General features: G+C 67.5%; 17 protein-coding genes. 7 read left to right on the top strand and 10 right to left on the bottom strand.

Annotated elements, in window-relative coordinates:
• Positions 1 to 54 precede the first annotated feature (54 nt).
• Positions 55 to 2,028, top strand: coding sequence for a bifunctional 2',3'-cyclic-nucleotide 2'-phosphodiesterase/3'-nucleotidase (locus tag SY26_RS10100; protein WP_046000821.1), 1,974 nt, complete (start codon positions 55 to 57; stop codon positions 2,026 to 2,028).
• A gap of 33 nt (positions 2,029 to 2,061) precedes the next feature.
• Here the strand turns inward: SY26_RS10100 and SY26_RS10095 are convergent, their stop codons facing one another.
• From SY26_RS10095 to SY26_RS10080, 4 genes are all read right to left on the bottom strand, one after another.
• Positions 2,062 to 2,868 (bottom strand): transglutaminase family protein, encoded by an 807-nt coding sequence (locus SY26_RS10095; protein WP_046000428.1) that lies wholly within the window; start codon positions 2,866 to 2,868, stop codon positions 2,062 to 2,064.
• A gap of 3 nt (positions 2,869 to 2,871) precedes the next feature.
• The gene (locus SY26_RS10090; RefSeq protein WP_045982658.1) at positions 2,872 to 3,828 is read right to left on the bottom strand and encodes an alpha-E domain-containing protein; all 957 of its coding nucleotides are present in this window, start codon (positions 3,826 to 3,828) and stop codon (positions 2,872 to 2,874) included.
• Positions 3,829 to 3,842: 14 nt separating this feature from the next.
• The gene (locus SY26_RS10085; RefSeq protein ID WP_046000427.1) at positions 3,843 to 5,252 is read right to left on the bottom strand and encodes a circularly permuted type 2 ATP-grasp protein; all 1,410 of its coding nucleotides are present in this window, start codon (positions 5,250 to 5,252) and stop codon (positions 3,843 to 3,845) included.
• A gap of 177 nt (positions 5,253 to 5,429) precedes the next feature.
• Complete coding sequence (locus tag SY26_RS10080; RefSeq protein WP_369799425.1) at positions 5,430 to 6,590, bottom strand: acetyl-CoA C-acyltransferase; 1,161 nt, start codon at positions 6,588 to 6,590, stop codon at positions 5,430 to 5,432.
• A gap of 91 nt (positions 6,591 to 6,681) precedes the next feature.
• Between SY26_RS10080 and SY26_RS10075 the strand changes: the two genes are divergently transcribed.
• Together SY26_RS10075 and SY26_RS10070 are read left to right on the top strand one after the other, a co-directional pair.
• The gene (locus SY26_RS10075; RefSeq protein ID WP_045983052.1) at positions 6,682 to 7,029 is read left to right on the top strand and encodes an STAS domain-containing protein; all 348 of its coding nucleotides are present in this window, start codon (positions 6,682 to 6,684) and stop codon (positions 7,027 to 7,029) included.
• Positions 7,026 to 7,526 carry an ATP-binding protein gene (locus SY26_RS10070; protein WP_045983053.1) on the top strand — a complete coding sequence of 167 codons (501 nt, stop codon included), beginning with the start codon at positions 7,026 to 7,028 and terminating at the stop codon, positions 7,524 to 7,526. Before SY26_RS10075 ends, SY26_RS10070 begins: the two co-directional genes overlap by 4 nt.
• On the opposite strand, the gene hspQ is transcribed toward SY26_RS10070, so the two are convergent.
• The 5 genes from hspQ to SY26_RS10045 all read right to left on the bottom strand — a co-directional run bounded on the left by hspQ (position 7,523) and on the right by SY26_RS10045 (position 12,047).
• Positions 7,523 to 7,870: a heat shock protein HspQ gene (hspQ, locus tag SY26_RS10065; protein WP_369799424.1), complete on the bottom strand. Its 348-nt coding sequence runs from the start codon at positions 7,868 to 7,870 to the stop codon at positions 7,523 to 7,525. The two genes, SY26_RS10070 and hspQ, sit on opposite strands and share 4 nt — an antisense overlap.
• Positions 7,871 to 7,944: 74 nt before the next feature.
• Positions 7,945 to 8,400, bottom strand: coding sequence for a CreA family protein (locus SY26_RS10060; protein WP_046000426.1), 456 nt, complete (start codon positions 8,398 to 8,400; stop codon positions 7,945 to 7,947).
• 3 nt (positions 8,401 to 8,403) lie between these two features.
• Positions 8,404 to 9,126, bottom strand: coding sequence for a metallophosphoesterase (locus SY26_RS10055; RefSeq protein WP_046000425.1), 723 nt, complete (start codon positions 9,124 to 9,126; stop codon positions 8,404 to 8,406).
• Positions 9,127 to 9,197: 71 nt separating this feature from the next.
• Positions 9,198 to 10,787, bottom strand: coding sequence for a phosphoglycerate dehydrogenase (gene serA, locus SY26_RS10050; RefSeq protein WP_046000424.1), 1,590 nt, complete (start codon positions 10,785 to 10,787; stop codon positions 9,198 to 9,200).
• 114 nt (positions 10,788 to 10,901) lie between these two features.
• Entirely contained in the window at positions 10,902 to 12,047 is a 1,146-nt protein-coding gene (locus tag SY26_RS10045; RefSeq protein ID WP_046000423.1) for a phosphoserine transaminase, read from the bottom strand.
• Between the two features lie 133 nt (positions 12,048 to 12,180).
• Here SY26_RS10045 and serB point away from each other — a divergent pair, with 133 nt between their 5' ends.
• Entirely contained in the window at positions 12,181 to 13,059 is an 879-nt protein-coding gene (serB, locus tag SY26_RS10040; RefSeq protein ID WP_046000422.1) for a phosphoserine phosphatase SerB, read from the top strand.
• Between the two features lie 54 nt (positions 13,060 to 13,113).
• Positions 13,114 to 13,872, top strand: a complete 759-nt coding sequence (locus tag SY26_RS10035) for a TSUP family transporter (protein WP_045983076.1) — start codon at positions 13,114 to 13,116, stop codon at positions 13,870 to 13,872.
• A 117-nt stretch (positions 13,873 to 13,989) separates the two neighbouring features.
• Here the strand turns inward: SY26_RS10035 and SY26_RS10030 are convergent, their stop codons facing one another.
• Complete coding sequence (locus tag SY26_RS10030) at positions 13,990 to 14,976, bottom strand: asparaginase (RefSeq protein ID WP_046000421.1); 987 nt, start codon at positions 14,974 to 14,976, stop codon at positions 13,990 to 13,992.
• A 150-nt stretch (positions 14,977 to 15,126) separates the two neighbouring features.
• Here SY26_RS10030 and SY26_RS10025 point away from each other — a divergent pair, with 150 nt between their 5' ends.
• A complete protein-coding gene (locus SY26_RS10025; protein ID WP_046000420.1) occupies positions 15,127 to 15,648 on the top strand; it encodes an invasion associated locus B family protein in 522 nt (173 codons plus the stop codon).
• 114 nt (positions 15,649 to 15,762) lie between these two features.
• Positions 15,763 to 16,947: a 23S rRNA (adenine(2503)-C(2))-methyltransferase RlmN gene (gene rlmN, locus SY26_RS10020; RefSeq protein ID WP_046000819.1), complete on the top strand. Its 1,185-nt coding sequence runs from the start codon at positions 15,763 to 15,765 to the stop codon at positions 16,945 to 16,947.
• The last annotated feature ends 39 nt before the right edge of the window (positions 16,948 to 16,986 follow it).

Below are 16,986 nucleotides of genomic sequence, written 5' to 3'. Positions count from 1 at the left end.
CTTGGCGCGCCGAATCGCACATCGTGCAGGTTCCACCACCCAAGGACGAACATGATGACCCATCCTCTTGCCCTCAGCCGCCGCGGTTTCCTGACATCGGGGGTGGCCGGCCTGGCGCTGGTCGCGCTGCATCCCTATTCCGCACGGGCCGAGGCGGGGCAGGCGCATCTGCGCATCATGGAGACGACGGACCTGCACGCGCATGTCTGGCCCTACGACTATTACGCGGACACGGCGACCGACACCCTGGGCCTGGCGCGGACCGCGGCCCTGGTCGGTGCCGTGCGGGCCGAGGCCACGAACGCGCTGCTGTTCGACAACGGCGATTTCCTGCAGGGCAACCCGATGGGCGATTTCATTGCCTATGAGCGTGGCATGGACGGGGACGCGACCCACCCGGTGATCCAGGGGATGAACGCCCTGGGCTATGACGGCGGGACCCTTGGCAACCACGAATTCAACTATGGGCTGGAGTTCCTGGGCGCCAGCCTGGCGGGCGCGGGCTATCCCGTCGTCTGCGCCAACGTGGTGACCGAGGCCGGCGCCACCCCGGACCAGGACCGGACCCTGGTGCCGCCCTATGCGGTGATCGACCGGGACCTGACCGACGGGGCGGGCGCCACCCATCCGATCCGTATCGGCATCATCGGCTTCGTGCCGCCGCAGATCATGCAATGGGACCGCGCGCATCTGGAGGGGCAGGTCACCGTCCGCGACATCGTCGAGGCGGCCCAGGCCTGGGTGCCCAAGCTGCGTGCCGAGGGGGTGGACCTGGTCGTGGCGCTGGCCCATTGCGGCATCGGCGGGCAGACCGCCGAACCGGGGATGGAGAACGCGGCCATTCCGCTGGCGGCCATCGACGGCATCGACGTCATCCTGACCGGGCATTCGCATTCGGTCTTTCCCGGCCCCGACTACGACGGCGTGGCCGGGGTGGATGCCGCGGCCGGCACCATCGGCGGCAAGCCCGCGGTGATGGCCGGGTTCTGGGGGTCGCATATGGGTCTGGTCGATCTGCTGCTGGAGCGGCAGGGCGACGGCTGGACCATCGTCAGTCACCAAGTCGAGGCGCGCCCGATCTATCAGCGCGACGACGAGGGCGTGGTGATCCCCCTGGTCGAGAGCGTACCCGCCATCGAGGAGGCGACCGCCACCGAACACCAGCAGACGCTGGATTATGTCCGCCGACCCGTTGGCCAGACCAGCGCCGCGCTCTACAGCTATTTCGCGATGGTGGCGGATGATCCGTCGGTCCAGATCGTGTCGAACGCGCAAAGCTGGTACATCGCGCAGATGCTGGCCGGGACCGAGCACGAGGGCCTGCCCATCCTGTCGGCGGCGGCGCCCTTCAAGGCCGGCGGGCGGGGCGGGCCGGATTACTTCACCGACGTGCCGCCGGGCGACATCGCCATCCGCAACGTGGCCGACCTGTATCTGTATCCCAACACCATCCGCGCCGTGCGCGTGACCGGCGCGCAGGTCAAGGACTGGCTGGAGCGCAGCGCCGGGGCCTTCAACCGGATCGAACCGGGGCAGGCGGACCAGATGCTGCTGAACCCCGACTTCCGCAGCTACAACTTCGACGTGATCGACGGGGTGACCTATCGGATCGACCTGTCGCAGCCCTCGCGGTTCGACGCCGACGGGGCGCTGGCCGACGCGGAGGCGAACCGCATCGTCGATCTGGCCATCGACGGGCAGCCGGTCGATCCGGCGGCCGAGTTCATCATCGCCACCAACAACTATCGCGCCACCGGCGGAGGGTCGTTCCCCGGCGCGGATGGCTCGACCGTGGTGTTCGAGGGGCCCGACACCAACCGCGACGTGATCGTGCGCTATATCCTGGACCAGGGGACGATCAACCCGTCGGCGGACGGCAACTGGTCGTTCGCGGCGCTGGACGGGGCGACGGTGCTGTTCGACACGGGGCCGGGGGCCGCGGCCTATCTGCAGGACGTGACCACCCTGGCCATCGAACCGGCGGGCGACGCGCCCGAAGGCTTTGCCCGCTATCGCATCACCCTGTAACGACAGCTGGACCGGGGGTGCTGCCCCCGGTTCCTACTGGGCCATCTCTTCGACCCGGACGCTGACATCCATGTCCTCGGATCCGGTGCCCAGGGCCACGCCCCGGATCGGGGCCGCGTCCGCCGCGTCCAGGCCCGACCCCAGACGGACATAGCGTTCGTCCGGGCAGCAGCGGTTGGCGGCGTCGAAGCCGACCCATCCCAACCCCTCGACATGGATCTCGGCCCAGGCATGGGCCGCGTCATGGGCCTGCCCGTCGATGGTCGAATGCAGATAGCCCGACACATAGCGCGCCGGCAGGCCGCACAGGCGGGCGATGGCGGTCAGGGCGTGGGTGTGGTCCTGGCAGACGCCCTCTCCCAGGGCCAGGGCCTCGGATGCGGTGGTGCCGGTATGGGTCACGCCGGGGCGGAACGCGATCCGGTCGCTGACCGACATCGACAGCTGATGCGCCAGGTCCAGCCGGTCGGTGCCCTCGACCGACTGCGCCAGATCGCGCAGCGCATCGTCGGGACGCGTGGCGGGACTGTCGCGCAGATAGGTCAGCGGGTGGATCATCTCGCGGTGGCCGCGCAGGACGCCTGCCGTATCGCGGGTGTCGATGCGTCCGCTGATGCGCACGGTCACATGATCGACCGGACCGCGCACGGTCCAGCCCTCGATCCAGTCGCCGGCACCGTCGCGGAACCCCGGCCCCTTGACGCCGCCCGACACGTCGATCTGCCATTCATGGGTCTTCTGTCCCTCGAAAACCGATGGCGTCAGGCGCAGGCTCTGCACCAGGTTCCGGATCGGCTGGCCATAGCGATAGACCGTCTCGTGAGAGATCTTCAGGCGCATGGGTCACACCCCTCCAAGCAGGTAATCCTGGTGCACCAGGTTGGAAATCTCGGACAGTTCCAGGATGAACCAGCTGAGGAACTCGTGCAGCCCCTCGTCGAAGATCATCTCGATGTCGCGGGCCTGCAGGGCTGCCAGAACCTCGCGCGCCTTGTCGCGGGCGCTGGTCGGCACCCCGTCGCCATAGCGCCGCGCCAGCCCTTCAAGGTGCCACACGGTCTCATACAGCGACGTGATCAGCGCGCGGGGGCTTTCCCCGTTCAGGATCAGGAAATCGGCCACCTGGCCCGCGGTGATGTCACCGCCATAGGCCCAGTGATAGGCCCGGTGCGCCGACAGCGCGCGCAGGATCACCTGCCACTGATAGGTGTCCAGACCCGATCCCACGAACTCGATCCGCGGCAGCAGGACGAAATACTTGACGTCCAGCAGGCGCGCGGTCGCATCGGCGCGTTCCAGCCCGTATCCCAGGTTCATGAAATGCCAGCCGTCGTTCCTCAGCTGCGTCGCGTTGATCGCGCCGCGCACGGTCGAGGTGTGGCCGGTGGTGAAATCGGTCAGCCCTGCGGTGTCCAGCTTTGCGCGCGGCTGGCGTTCGATCCGGCGCAGCTCCTGGAAGGCCACGTTCAGCGCGTCCCAGACCTGGCTGGTCAGCGCGGTGCGCACGATCCGACCGGCCTCGCGCGCCTTTTCAAGGCAGCTGGCCACCGATGACGGGTTGGCGCGGTCGAAGAAGATGAACTCCTCGATGTTCTCCTGGGTGATCTCTCCGTATTTCTGCGCGAACAGGTCCGAACTGCCCGAGGCCTGCAGCAACGAGTTCCATTCGTTCTGGTACCCGGCCTCGGTGTTGGGAAGCAGCGTGATGCGCTGTCCCACGTCCAGCAGGCGCGCGGCGGTTTCGGCACGTTCCAGATGGCGGCCCATCCAGAACAGGTTCGAGGCGGTGCGGCTGAGCATCGTGTTACGTCCCCTCATTCCGACAACACCCAGGTGTCCTTGACACCCCCGCCCTGGGACGAGTTCACCACCAGCGACCCTTCGCGCAGCGCGACGCGCGTCAGCCCGCCCGGCACCAGCTCGATCCGGTCGCCGCACAGGCAATAGGGGCGCAGGTCCACGTGGCGCGGCGCGATGCCCTCGTCCACGAAGGTCGGACAGGTCGACAGTGCCAGCGTGGGCTGGGCGATGTAGTTCGACGGATTGGCCTGGATCTTGGCGCGGAACGCCTCGATCTCCTCCCTGGTCGACTTGGGACCGACCAGCATGCCGTAGCCGCCTGATCCGTGGACCTCCTTGACGACCAGTTCGGGCAGATGCTCCATCACATAGCGGTAATCGTCGTCCTTCCACAGCGTCCAGGTCTGGACGTTGTTCAGGATCGGCTCCTCTCCCAGATAGAAGCGCACCATCTCGGGGACGAAGGTATAAATGGCCTTGTCATCGGCCACGCCCGCGCCGGGTGCCGAACAGATCGACACGCCGCCAGACCGGTACACGTCCATCAGCCCCGGAATGCCCAGCATCGAATCGGGGCGGAAGCACAGCGGGTCCAGATAGGGATCGTCGATCCGGCGATAGATCACGTCCACGCGCTTGGGCCCGGTGGTCGTGCGCATATAGCAGAATTCGCCATCCACGAACAGGTCCTGCCCCTCGACCAGCTCGACCCCCATCAGGTTGGCCAGGAAGCTGTGTTCGTAATAGGCGCTGTTGTAATGGCCCGGCGTCAGGATCACGCAGGTCGGCCGGTCGCTGCACTTCGCGGGCGCCACCGATTCCAGCGTGCGGCGCAGAAGATCGGGATACTGGTCGACGGGTTCGATGCGGTTGCCGCGGAACAGGGCCGGGAACATGCGCATCATGATCTCGCGGTTCTCCAGCATGTAGCTGACGCCCGACGGCGTGCGGCAGTTGTCCTCTAGGACATAGAACTCGTCCTTGGCGGTGCGGACCAGGTCAATGCCGATGATGTGGGAATAGACGCCGCGCGGGGGCACGAACCCCACCACCGACTTCTCGAATGCCTCGTTCTGATAGACCAGGCGGGCGGGGATGCGTCCGGCGCGGATGATCTCTCCGCGGCCATAGACGTCGCGCAGGAAAGCGTTCAGCGCGCGGGCGCGCTGCTTGATGCCGCGTTCAAGGCGGCGCCACTCGGCCTGCTCGAACACGCGGGGCATCATGTCGAAGGGGATCAGCCGGTCCGGGTCGCCCCCCTCGCCATAGACGGCGAAGGTGATGCCGATGCGGCGGAACAGCGCCTCGGCCTCGGCCTGCTTCATCTGGCGGAAATCGTCGGGCATTGTCTCGACCCATTCCCGCAGGCGGGCATAGGGGTCGCGGACGCTGTCGCCCTCGTACATCTCGTTATAGTAACTCATCACTCCCCCACTGGCTGACGCAACGCTTCCGGGTCTTTCCTTGGATCGATGATCCGCGCCCGGTTCCGGTAAGTCCACAGCAGAACCGCCGGATTTGCCCATTGGTTCCGCAGCTTGGCGCCGTGGCGGGGGCGCCGCTGCCGGCGCCCGGGGCAGCCTGCCGGTTTGGCAGGCAGATCAGCACAGTTCGACCGCCAGCGCGGTTCCCTCGCCTCCGCCGATGCAGATCGCGGCCACGCCCCGGCGCAGCCCCCGCGCCTGCAGCGCATGGATCAGCGTGACGATGATCCGCGCCCCCGACGCGCCGATCGGATGGCCCAGGGCGCATGCTCCGCCATGCACGTTCACGCGGTCATGGGACAGGCCCATCCGCGCCATGAAGGCCATCGGCACGACGGCAAAGGCCTCGTTCACCTCCCACAGATCGACGCTGTCCCTGTCCCATCCGATCCGCGCCAGCAGCTTTTCGGCGGCGGGCACGGGCGCGGTGGGGAACTGGCCGGGGGCCTGGGCGTGGCTGGCATGGCCGACGATGCGCGCGACGGCGCCCTGCGCCCGACCGCCCAGCACCAGCGCCGCCGCCCCGTCCGAGATGGACGAGCTGTTGGCCGCCGTCACGGTGCCCCCGTCGCGGAACGCGGGTTTCAGCAGCGGGATCTTGTCGGGGCGGGCCAGGCCGGGCTGTTCGTCGGTGTCGACCACGGTGACCTTGCCGCGGCCGGGCACGGTGACGGGTGTGATCTCGGTCGCGAACGCGCCGCCGGCGATGGCATCCTGTGCGCGCGTCAGGCTGGCCAGGGCGTAGTCGTCCTGCGCCTGGCGGGAAAAGGCGAATTCCGCGGCGCAATCCTCGGCAAACGTGCCCATCAGGCGGCCCTTGTCATAGGCATCCTCCAGCCCGTCCAGGAACATGTGGTCCAACGCCTGTGCATGCCCCAGGCGCGCCCCGGCGCGCATTTTGGGCAGCAGATAGGGGGCGTTCGACATGCTCTCCATGCCGCCTGCGACGACGATACCGGCGCTGCCGGCGCGGATGGCATCGGACGCCATCATCACGGCCTGCATCCCCGACCCGCACATCTTGTTCAGCGTCGTTGCCGGCACCTCCTGCCCCAGCCCCCCGGCAAAGCCCGCCTGCCGCGCCGGGGCCTGGCCCTGGCCCGCGGGCAGGACGCAGCCCATGAACAGCGCATCGACCGCGGGCCCGCCCGCGCGCGCCAGTGCCGCGGCGATGGCCGCCCCGCCCAGATCGGCCGCGGACACCCCCGACAGCGCGCCCATCAGCCCGCCCATCGGCGTGCGCGCCGCCCCCAGCACGTAGATGTCCTGAATTGTCATGATCTTTCCCCCCGATCTGTCCTCGCGCTTACCGGATCGTAACCTTTGGGGTCTAGTCAAGGATGCAGATGCGCAAGGAAGGCCCGGAATCATGCAGTTCATCGTCGAAGACGCCGAATCCCATCTGAACATCACGGTGACGGAACCCCGGATCGACGCGGCGATTGCGACCCTGTTCAAGGACAAGCTGCGCGAGATCGTGGTCAAGAACCGCAAGCCGGTGCACATGGACATGGCGGCGGTGGACTTCATGGACAGCTCTGGCCTGGGGGCGATGATCGCCGTCCGCAAGAGCCTGCCCGAGAACCTGGCGCTGGTGCTGTTCGCGCTGACGCCCAATGTCGAACGCGTGTTCCGCCTGACGCGGATGGACAGCGTGTTCGACATCCAGCCCCGCACCGCTCAGCCCCGCACCGCTCAGAAGGAGCAACGAGAATGACACCCAGTGAACGCTCCGATCCGGGCATCGGAAACCGTGCATCCGCACTGACGCAGCCGATGTTCCACCGCGTCCTGAACGCCCATCCGATGATCGTGCGCGACACCCTGCAGGACGTCCGCCAGCGTTTCCGCGGAGAGGTGGGCGACGACACCCTGGGCCGGCTGGAACTGGTCCTGGCCGAGGTGATGAACAACGTCGCTGAACACGCCCCGCTGGGCCAGGCGGAACAGGCACGGCTGCCGGTGATCCACCTGTGCATCGTGCGTCACAGTTCGGGCCTGGCCTGCGCGCTGACCGATGACGGGATCTCGCTGCCGGACGACTGCCTGCTGCCGCGCAGCCTGCCACCGATGGTCGCGGATGATCTGCCCGAAGGCGGCTTCGGCTGGTTCCTGATTCAGGACCTGACGCAGGCCCTGTGCTATTACCGCGAGGAAAGCCGGAACTATCTGGCCTTCAGCATCCCCTTTGCCCAGATGGAGGTCGACGCCTAGTTGACCGGTCCCGCCAGGAAATAGCGGCCGTCCTGAAAGGCGCTGAACATGTCCCCGACCTCGGGGTGGTCCAGCGGTTCGCCCGACACGTCCAGTTCAAGGTTCTGTTCGGACACATAGGCCACGTAGTAGGTCGCCTCGGTCTCGGCGAACAGATGATAGAACGGCTGGTCACGGTCGGGGCGCGAATCCTCGGGAATGGATTCGTACCATTCCTCGGTATTGGCGAATTCGGGATCGACGTCGAAGATCACCCCCCGGAACGGCCGCGAACGGTGCCGGACGACCTGTCCCAGGCTGTATTTCGCGTGGCGGCTTTGGGCCTGCATCCGGGCGGTATCCATCGTTCGTGTCAGGGATCAACAAAAGTCAGCGCGCCTTCTAGCGCGCCGCGACGGTCCTGTCCACCGGCAGGCGATCAGGGGGCGATGTCGTCCGCCGTCAGGGGCACGGTCGCCATCGACATCTTGGCCGACCCCTCGCTGACCTGGTTGGCATGGGCCAGATAGACCAGCACGCGGTTGTCGGCGTCATAGATGCGCTGCACCCGCAGCGACTTGAACACCAGCGAACGCCCCTCGCTGAACACGTTCTCTCCCTCGCCGGGGGTCAGGGCGCTGACGTCGATGGGCCCGGTGCGGGTGCACTGGATCGCGCTGTTGGACGGATCCTCGAACCAGTTGCCCTGGCTCAGCCGGTCCAGGACCGAGCGGCTGAAATAAGCCAGGTGGCAGGTCACGCCCGGCACCTCGGGGTCCTTAATCGCCTCGATGACGACATCGTTGCCGACCCAGTCCACGCCGACGCGGCCGACCTCCTCGGCCTGCAACGACAGGGGGGCAAGGGTCAGGGCAAGGGTCAGGACAAGGCGCATGGTCTACTCCGGCAACAGGGGCTGGCGGCCCGATTCGGTCAGCAGGTGCACGGCACCCGGTTCGATGACGGCGGCGGACAGCGGCCGGCCATAGGCGGCGCCCCCGTCCAGGTTCAGGCGGTTTGCGTACAGGGCGGGAGCCTCCAGTGCGGTGTGCCCGTGCACGACCAGCGGCCCGAAATCGACGTCGCTGTCCAGGAACCCCTGGCGGATCCAGACTAGGTCGCCCTCGGCCTGGTCCTGCAGGTCGATGCCCGGACGGATGCCCGCATGCACGACCAGCGCCAGCGGATGCAGATACCACAGCGGCAGTGCCGCCAGGAACCGCGCGTGATCCGCAGGAACCGCCGCCCGCGCATCGCGCAGCAGCGCATCGCGCGGCTGATCCGGGTCCACGCCATAGGACCGCAGCGTCGCGGCCGCGCCCAGACCTGGATGGTCCACCCAATGCTGTCCGGACGACAGTCCCGGGTCGATCCAGTCGGGCTGGTTCAGGAAGGCGGGCAGGAAGCGGTCGTGATTGCCGCGGGTGACGATCCAGGGCCGCCCCGCCTGCTGGCCGCGCAACAGGTGTTCCACCACGCCGCGCGAATCGGGACCGCGGTCGATCAGGTCGCCCACATGGGCGATGACCGCATCAGGCCCACCGTCGTCGAAGATCCGCTGATGCGCGGCCTTCAGCAGGTCCAGTTGTCCGTGAATGTCGCCGATCGCATAAAGTCGCATCTGTCACCTGGCCGTGGCGCGCGGCAGGGAAGGTCCGCACGCCCCTTGGGTAAGGGCGTGCGGGGCCGAGGTCAAACCTCGAACTGCAGCCGGCGGGCCTGCAGGAACTTGCCGGTGTTCTGCAGCGTGGCCAAGGCCTCGTCGCTGATCGCCTCATCCAGGTACAGGATCGCGATGGCATCCGCCCCGTTGGCGGCCCGCCCCAGGGTAAAGTTCGCGATGTTCACGCCCAGATCGCCCAGGGTCATCCCAAGCGCGCCGATGACGCCGGGAACGTCCTTGTTGCGGGTGTACAGCATGTGGCTTCCCACCTCGGCGTCAACGTTGATCCCGCGGATCTGGATGAAGCGCGGCTTGCCATCGCTGAACACCGTGCCCGCGATGGACCGCTCGCGCGTCTCGGTCACGCAGGTGACCTTGACGTAACCCTCATAGGCGCCGGCCTTGTCCTGCTTGGTGGTGGACACCTGCACGCCGCGATCCTTGGCCATGACCGGGGCCGACACCATGTTCACGTCCGGGTTCGACGCCTTCATCACGCCGGCGATCACCGCCGCGTTCAGCGCGTTCAGGTTCATCTCGGACACGACGCCGTCATACAGCACGTTGATCGCCTTGATCGGCTCGTCGGTCATCTGGCCCACGAAGGCGCCCAGATGCGCGGCCAGCTTGATCCAGGGGCCCATCACCGCGGCCTCCTCGGCCGTGACCGAGGGCATGTTCAGCGCGTTCTGCACCGCGCCCGTCAGCAGATAGTCCGACATCTGCTCGGCGACCTGCAGGGCGACGTTCTCCTGCGCTTCGGTCGTGGCGGCGCCCAGGTGGGGCGTGACGACGACGTTGGGCAGGTTGAACAGCGGGCTTTCCGTCGCGGGCTCGACGGCAAAGACGTCGAATGCGGCACCCGCCACGCGCCCGTCCTTCAACGCCTCGGCCAGCGCCTCCTCGTCGACCAGGCCGCCGCGGGCGCAGTTGATGATGCGCACGCCCTTCTTCAGCTTGGCGATGGCCTCGCGCGACAGGATGTTGCGGGTCTTGTCGGTCAGCGGCACGTGGAAGGTGATGAAATCCGCGCGGCCCAGCAGCTCGTCCAGCTCGACCTTGGTCACGCCGATCTCGCGCGCCCGCTCCTCGGACAGGAAGGGGTCATAGGCCAGCACCTTCATGTGCAGCCCCAGGGCGCGGTCGATCACGATCGAGCCGATATTGCCTGCCCCGATCACGCCCAGGGTCTTGTTGAACAGCTCGACCCCCATGAAGCGGTTCTTCTCCCACTTGCCGGCATGGGTGCTGACGCTCGCCTCGGGCAGCTGGCGGGCGACCGCGAACATCATCGCGATGGCATGCTCGGCGGTGGTGACGCTGTTGCCGAAGGGCGTGTTCATCACGATGACGCCCTTCTTGCTGGCGGCCGGGATGTCGACGTTGTCGACCCCGATGCCCGCGCGGCCGATCACCTTCAGGTTCGTCGCGCCTTCCAGCAGCTTCTCGGTCACCTTGGTCGCCGACCGGATGGCCAGCCCGTCATACTGCCCGATCACCTCGGCCAGCTTCTCCTTGTCCTTGCCCAGATCGGGCAGGTAATCCACCTCGACGCCGCGATCGCGGAAGATCTGGACGGCGGTTTCCGACAGCTTGTCGGACACGAGAACCTTCGGCATGGGACTAGTCCTTGTCATGCGGCATCCGGGCACAGCCTCGCGGACGCCTTGTTTCTTCTTCAGAAAAATATCCTGCGGGGGGTCCGGGGGGCGCAAGGCCCCCGGCCTCTCGGATCACTGCGCGGCCAGTTCGGCGCGGTACGCCCATTCGATCCACGGCATCAGTGCCGCGACATCGGCGGTCTCGACCGTCGATCCGCACCAGATGCGCAGACCCGCAGGTGCGTCGCGATAGGCGCCGGCGTCCAGCGCCACGCCCTCCTTCTCCAGGCGCTTGGCCACAGCCTTGGCAAAGGCCGCGCCGTCCTTGATCGCCGGATCGGTGAACTTCAGGCAGACGCTGGTCGTCGACGCGGTGGCCGGATCCTCGGCCAGATCGGCGATCCAGTCCTTGTCCGCGATGAAATCGCGCACAGCAGCCGCATTGGCATCCGCCCGCGCGATCAGTGCCGACAGCCCGCCCAGAGATTGCGCCCATTTCAGCGCGACCAGGTAATCCTCGACCGCCAGCATCGAGGGCGTGTTGATCGTCTCGCCCTTGAAGATGCCCTCGATCAGCTTGCCGCCCTTGGTCATGCGAAAGATCTTGGGCAGCGGCCAAGCAGGGACATAGGTCTCCAGCCGTTCGACGGCGCGCGGCGACAGGATCAGGACGCCATGCGCGCCCTCTCCGCCCAGCACCTTCTGCCAGCTGAAGGTCACCACATCCAGCTTGTCCCAGGGCAGGTCCATGGCGAAGGCCGCGCTGGTCGCGTCGCAGATGGTCAGGCCCGCGCGGTCGGCGGGTATCGCATCGCCGTTCGGCACGCGCACGCCGCTGGTGGTGCCGTTCCAGGTGAAGACGACGTCCTTGTCGAAATCGACCTCTGCCAGATCGACGATCTTGCCGTAATCGGCCTTGCGGACCGTGGCGTCCAGCTTCAGCTGTTTCACGGCATCCGTGACCCAGCCTTCGCCAAAGCTTTCCCAGGCCAGCATCTCGACGGGGCGGGCGCCCAGCAGGGTCCACATCGCCATCTCGACCGCGCCGGTGTCGGAACCGGGGACGATGCCGATGCGGTAATCGGCCGTCACGCCCAGGACCGCACGGGTCAGCTCGATGGCCTCGGCCAGCTTGGACTTGCCGACGGCGGCGCGATGCGACCGGCCCAGGGGCGCGTCCGACAGCATGTCCAGCGAATAATGGGGGATCTTGGCGCAGGGGCCCGAAGAAAAGCGCGGATTTTCCGGCCGCGCAGCCGGGATCGCATGATCGGTCATGTGACTAGCCTTCCAGCTAAAAAGCCCCTCGTTGGGGAGGGGTGTCCCACGGACCGACCTAAGGCCCCTCCCGCTCTGGCGCAAGAAAAAACTTTGTCCTACACCCGCAGGCAACCGCACAAGGACCGCGCCCATGTTCACCGTCTCGCTGATCGCGGCGCCTGCCGCAGCCAATCTGGATGATGCCCTGCCCGGCGGTCTGGCCGACCGGTGGGGCGGCGACGTGACGCGCTGGCTGTCGCCGGGCGTGGCCGCCGAATTCGACATCGCGGTGCTTCCGGGCGATTCGGGCCAGGTCTGGTCCGACCTGCAGGCCATCGGCATCGACCTGGCGATCCAGCCCGCGGGCGGGCGGCGCAAGCGCATCCTGATCGCCGACATGGATTCGACCATGATCGATCAGGAATGCATCGACGAACTGGCCGACATGGCGGGCTTTGGCCCCCGCGTGGCCCAGATCACCGCCCGCGCCATGAACGGAGAGCTGGACTTCAACGCCGCGCTGACCGAACGCGTGGCCCTGCTGGCGAACCTGCCGGAGGCGGTCATCGCCCAGGTCCTGGCCGAACGCATCACCTATGCCGCGGGCGGGGCCGTGCTGGTGGCGACCATGCGCGCGCACGGGGCCTATACCGCGCTGGTCTCGGGGGGCTTCACCAGCTTTACCCGGGCCGTGGCCCAGACCCTGGGCTTTGACGAACATCGCGCCAACACGCTGCTGGCGCAGGACGGCGTGCTGACCGGGCAGGTCGCCCTGCCCATCCTGGGCCGCGAGGCCAAGGTCGATGCCCTGACCCAGGTCGCCGCCCGCCTCGGCACCACGCCCCAGAACGCGATCGCGGTGGGCGACGGCGCCAACGACCTGGGCATGATCCAGCTGGCGGGTGCCGGCGTGGCGCTGCACGCGAAACCCGCGGTCGCCGCCCAGGCCCAGATCCGCATCAACCACGGCGACCTGACCGCGCTCTTGTACCTGCAAGGCTTCGCGGACGAGGATTTCGTCACCCCCTGATTTCTCCTTTGTTCAAATGCCCCTGCGACGATTGCCCCACCGAAAGTCCCGATGATGTTCGAACTGACCGCCGACCTGGTGATGCTGCTGATGATGGCGGCCTTTGCCGCAGGCTTCGTCGATGCCATCGCGGGCGGGGGCGGGCTGATCACGCTGCCCATCCTGATGCTGGCGGGACTGTCGCCCGCGCAGGCGCTGGCCACGAACAAGGTGCAGGGCGTCTTCGGCGCGGGGACGGCCGCGCTCAGCTATGCGGCGCGGGGTCTGGTCGATCTGCGCAGCCAGTGGAAATCCGCGCTGATCGCGGGGGCGGCGGGGGCCGCGGGGGCGGTGCTGGTCAGCGCGATCCCCACCGACGGGCTGCGGCTGATCCTGCCGGTCATCCTGATCGGCATCGCGTTGTTCTTTGCGCTGAAACCCGGACTGAACGACCTGGACCGCACGCGCCGCCTGACGCCCCTGGTCTTTGCGGCGACGGTGGTGCCGTTCGTGGGCTTCTATGACGGGCTGATCGGGCCGGGGGCCGGGGCCTTCTACATGATCGGGTTTGTCACGCTGGCCGGATACGGGGTTCTGAAGGCCACGGCCCATACCAAGCTGCTGAACTTCGCGTCGAACCTGGGCGGGCTGGGGGCCTTCGCGCTGGTCGGCCAGCCGCTGTGGCTTTTGGGCATGGCGATGGGGGCGGCGCAGATCGCGGGGGCAATGCTGGGCGCGCGGCTAGCCTCGCGCATCGGCGCGCGGCTGATCAAGCCGCTGCTGGTCGTGACCTCGACCCTGTTGGCGGGTCGGCTGATCTGGCAGATGATCTGAGACCGCGCATCCGGCGCCCGCTTTGCCAAGGGGCGCCGGTTCGGGGCACGGGAACGGGACGGGGGCATCCCGTGCCGCACAGTAAAGCACGGCTCCATGTCGGGGATGTGACGGCCCTCAGGCGGGAAAGCCCGGCGCGCGGCGCAGGTTGCCCGTGACCATGCCGCGACAGTTCAGGATCGGTCCGTCCAGAAGCGCCTGCGCCGCCGGATGGGCCGCATCCAGCACGCCCAGGTGGATCAGCAGCGCGGTGATCGCGGCCTCGCTGGCGCGGGTGCCGCCATCGGTGATCTTCAGCGCAACGCCCAGGCCCTGGTCGGGCAGGATCGCCACGAACACCGCCTCGGCCCCGGTCTTGATCGCCGCGACGCCCCCCATCGCGCGCATCAGCTCGGTGCAGGACCGACCCTCGCCCGCGACCATCTCGGGGTGGCTGCGCATCGCGTCCACCAGCCGCCGCATGGCCTGCCCGCGCCTGTCCGCTCCGGGATTGGCGAACCGCGCCATCGCGCGGGCCAGCCCCTCGACCGTGCAGGCCCAGTTCGGGGCCGAACAGCCGTCGATGCCGAAACCGGGGCTCTCCTCGTCGGTGACCGCCTCGAAGGCCTCCTTGACGGCGCGCTGGACCGGGTGGTCGGGCTCGACATAATCCGGCCCGCCCTTCAGGTGGCGGTTCAGCGTCAAAAAGCCCGCATGCTTGCCCGAACAGTTGTTGTGCAGCTGGCAGGGCGCGGTGTCCGAACAGGTCAGGCGGCGGTTCTCCTCCGGGTCGCGCGGCATGTGGCTGCCGCAGCGCAGGTCGGACTCGCCCAGGCCCAGCCCGGTCAGCCAACCGTCCACGGCCGCGACATGCATCGCCGCCCCCGAATGGCTGGCGCAGGCCAGGGCCAGCTGGCGGTCGGTCAGGCCCGCCGCATCGGCGGCCCCGCTTTCGATCAGCGGCAGCGCCTGGATCATCTTGCACGACGACCGCGGATAGATCACTTGCCCGGGTCGTCCCCAGGCCTCGACCACGCCATGGGCATCGCAGATCACGGCATGGCCGGCATGCATGCTTTCGCGCATGTCGCCGCGCCACAGTTCGATCATTTCTGCGGACCGCATGTTTTCTCCCTGACAATTGCGCGATTGTGCTTGCGCAGCCTTTAACGGGCGGCGATTTTCGCTATCCTGACGACAGATGGTTGAAAAGACCACAGCAATCAGGAAGAACGCCGGGCGAAGCGGCGAATTGAATTGGCAGGAGGCCAGAGCATGATTACCACCACCCTGCGCGGCATGGGCGCCAGCCTTGTCCTGATCGCCGGACTGGGCACGGCGGTTGCGCAAGAATCCAGCAACGTCGTGGCGACCGAAGGGGACTGGACAGTCTTCGCGGCCGACAACCCGCGCGAATGCTGGGCAGTCTCGCCCCCGAAATCCACGCTGAACACCCGCGACGGTCAGCCGACCGAGGTGACGCGCGGCGACATCCGCCTGTACGTCGCCTATCGTCCCGGCCAGAACGGAGAGGTCAGCTTCAGCGGCGGCTATCCCTTCGCCCCGGATTCGACGGTCGAGGTCGATGTAGGCGGCCGCACGTTCAACCTGTTCACCGAGGGCGAGAGCGCCTGGACCGGCAGCCCGTCCGACGACGAGGCGATGATCGCGGCCCTGCGCGGCGGCTCGTCGGCTGTCGTGACCGGCCGTTCGGCACGCGGCACCACGACCAAGGACACGTTCAGCCTGTCGGGCATCACCGCCGCGACCAACAGCGCACGCGAGCGCTGCCAGTAACCGCAAGGTTGCAGTCCTGACGGAACCAAGGGGGCGGGCCGGTTGATTTCGGGCCCGCTTTCGCATATGTGGCTGTCTTTCGCCCCTTTGGCCGTTCCAACACCGGTGATCTTCATGACCGATCAGACCCCGTCTGCGCCGATCACGCAGGACGTGATGACGCTTCCGCGCAAGCTGCCCCAGGGCGGGCTGACGAACATCGTCGGCCTGACGCGGGCGCAGCTGCTGGACGCCCTGGTCGCGGCGGGCACGCCCGAGCGTCAGGCCAAGATGCGCGTGGGCCAGGTCTGGCAGTGGGTCTATCACTGGGGCGTGCGCGATTTCGCGCAGATGACCAACCTGGCCAAGGATTACCGCGCCCTGCTGGCGGCCAATTTCGAGATCAGCCTGCCCGAGATGGTGACCCGTCAGGTCAGCAGCGACGGCACCCGCAAGTATCTTGTCCGCATCGCCGGCGGCCACGAGGTCGAGGTCGTCTACATCCCCGAGGAGGGCCGCGGCACGCTCTGCGTCAGCAGCCAGGTGGGCTGCACGCTGACCTGTTCGTTCTGCCATACCGGCACGCAGAAGCTGGTGCGCAACCTGACGCCCGGGGAAATCGTCGGCCAGCTGATGCTGGCGCGCGACGATCTGGGCGAATGGCCCGTCCAGGGCGCCCCCAAGGACGAGACGCGGCTGATCAGCAACATCGTCCTGATGGGCATGGGCGAGCCCTTGTACAATTTCGAGAACGTCCGCGACGCGATGAAGGTCGTGATGGACAACGAGGGCCTGTCCCTGTCGCGCCGCCGCATCACCCTGTCGACCAGCGGCGTCGTCCCCGAGATCGCCCGCACCGCGCAGGAGATCGGCTGCCTGCTGGCGGTCAGCTTCCACGCCACGACGGACGAGGTCCGCGACCGCCTGGTCCCCATCAACAAGCGCTGGAATATCGAGACGCTGCTGGCCGCGCTGCGGGACTATCCCCGCCTGACCAACAGCGAGCGGATCACCTTTGAATACGTGATGCTGGCGGGCGTGAACGACAGCGACGAGGACGCGCACCGCCTGGTCAAGCTGATCGAGGGCATCCCGGCCAAGATCAACCTGATCCCGTTCAACGAATGGCCCGGCGCCCCCTACAAGCGGTCCAGCAATAACCGCATCCATGCCTTCGCGAACATCATCCACAATGCGGGCTATGCCAGCCCGATCCGCACCCCGCGCGGAGAGGACATCATGGCCGCCTGCGGTCAGCTGAAATCCGCGACAGAACGCGGCCGCAAGTCCCGCGCCCAGATTGCGGCGGAAACCGCCTAGAACAGCCCGTCTGAACCTGCCGCAGGGCCGGTCACGGCA

It is taken from the genome of Paracoccus sp. 228 (assembly GCF_000967825.1).
GTDB lineage: Bacteria > Pseudomonadota > Alphaproteobacteria > Rhodobacterales > Rhodobacteraceae > Paracoccus > Paracoccus marcusii.
Note: the sequence above shows the minus strand (reverse complement) of the source record. Positions and strands in the feature narration are given on the sequence as shown.

Excerpts from the sequence above, each read along its gene's own strand:
- SY26_RS10100 (WP_046000821.1), top strand. The coding sequence starts at position 55 with ATGACCCATCCTCTTGCCCTCAGCCGCCGCGGTTTCCTGACATCGGGG.
- SY26_RS10095 (WP_046000428.1), bottom strand. The coding sequence starts at position 2,868 with ATGCGCCTGAAGATCTCTCACGAGACGGTCTATCGCTATGGCCAGCCG.
- SY26_RS10090 (WP_045982658.1), bottom strand. The coding sequence starts at position 3,828 with ATGCTCAGCCGCACCGCCTCGAACCTGTTCTGGATGGGCCGCCATCTG.
- SY26_RS10085 (WP_046000427.1), bottom strand. The coding sequence starts at position 5,252 with ATGAGTTACTATAACGAGATGTACGAGGGCGACAGCGTCCGCGACCCC.
- SY26_RS10080 (WP_369799425.1), bottom strand. The coding sequence starts at position 6,590 with ATGACAATTCAGGACATCTACGTGCTGGGGGCGGCGCGCACGCCGATG.
- SY26_RS10075 (WP_045983052.1), top strand. The coding sequence starts at position 6,682 with ATGCAGTTCATCGTCGAAGACGCCGAATCCCATCTGAACATCACGGTG.
- SY26_RS10070 (WP_045983053.1), top strand. The coding sequence starts at position 7,026 with ATGACACCCAGTGAACGCTCCGATCCGGGCATCGGAAACCGTGCATCC.
- hspQ (WP_369799424.1), bottom strand. The coding sequence starts at position 7,870 with ATGGATACCGCCCGGATGCAGGCCCAAAGCCGCCACGCGAAATACAGC.
- SY26_RS10060 (WP_046000426.1), bottom strand. The coding sequence starts at position 8,400 with ATGCGCCTTGTCCTGACCCTTGCCCTGACCCTTGCCCCCCTGTCGTTG.
- SY26_RS10055 (WP_046000425.1), bottom strand. The coding sequence starts at position 9,126 with ATGCGACTTTATGCGATCGGCGACATTCACGGACAACTGGACCTGCTG.
- serA (WP_046000424.1), bottom strand. The coding sequence starts at position 10,787 with ATGCCGAAGGTTCTCGTGTCCGACAAGCTGTCGGAAACCGCCGTCCAG.
- SY26_RS10045 (WP_046000423.1), bottom strand. The coding sequence starts at position 12,047 with ATGACCGATCATGCGATCCCGGCTGCGCGGCCGGAAAATCCGCGCTTT.
- serB (WP_046000422.1), top strand. The coding sequence starts at position 12,181 with ATGTTCACCGTCTCGCTGATCGCGGCGCCTGCCGCAGCCAATCTGGAT.
- SY26_RS10035 (WP_045983076.1), top strand. The coding sequence starts at position 13,114 with ATGTTCGAACTGACCGCCGACCTGGTGATGCTGCTGATGATGGCGGCC.
- SY26_RS10030 (WP_046000421.1), bottom strand. The coding sequence starts at position 14,976 with ATGCGGTCCGCAGAAATGATCGAACTGTGGCGCGGCGACATGCGCGAA.
- SY26_RS10025 (WP_046000420.1), top strand. The coding sequence starts at position 15,127 with ATGATTACCACCACCCTGCGCGGCATGGGCGCCAGCCTTGTCCTGATC.
- rlmN (WP_046000819.1), top strand. The coding sequence starts at position 15,763 with ATGACCGATCAGACCCCGTCTGCGCCGATCACGCAGGACGTGATGACG.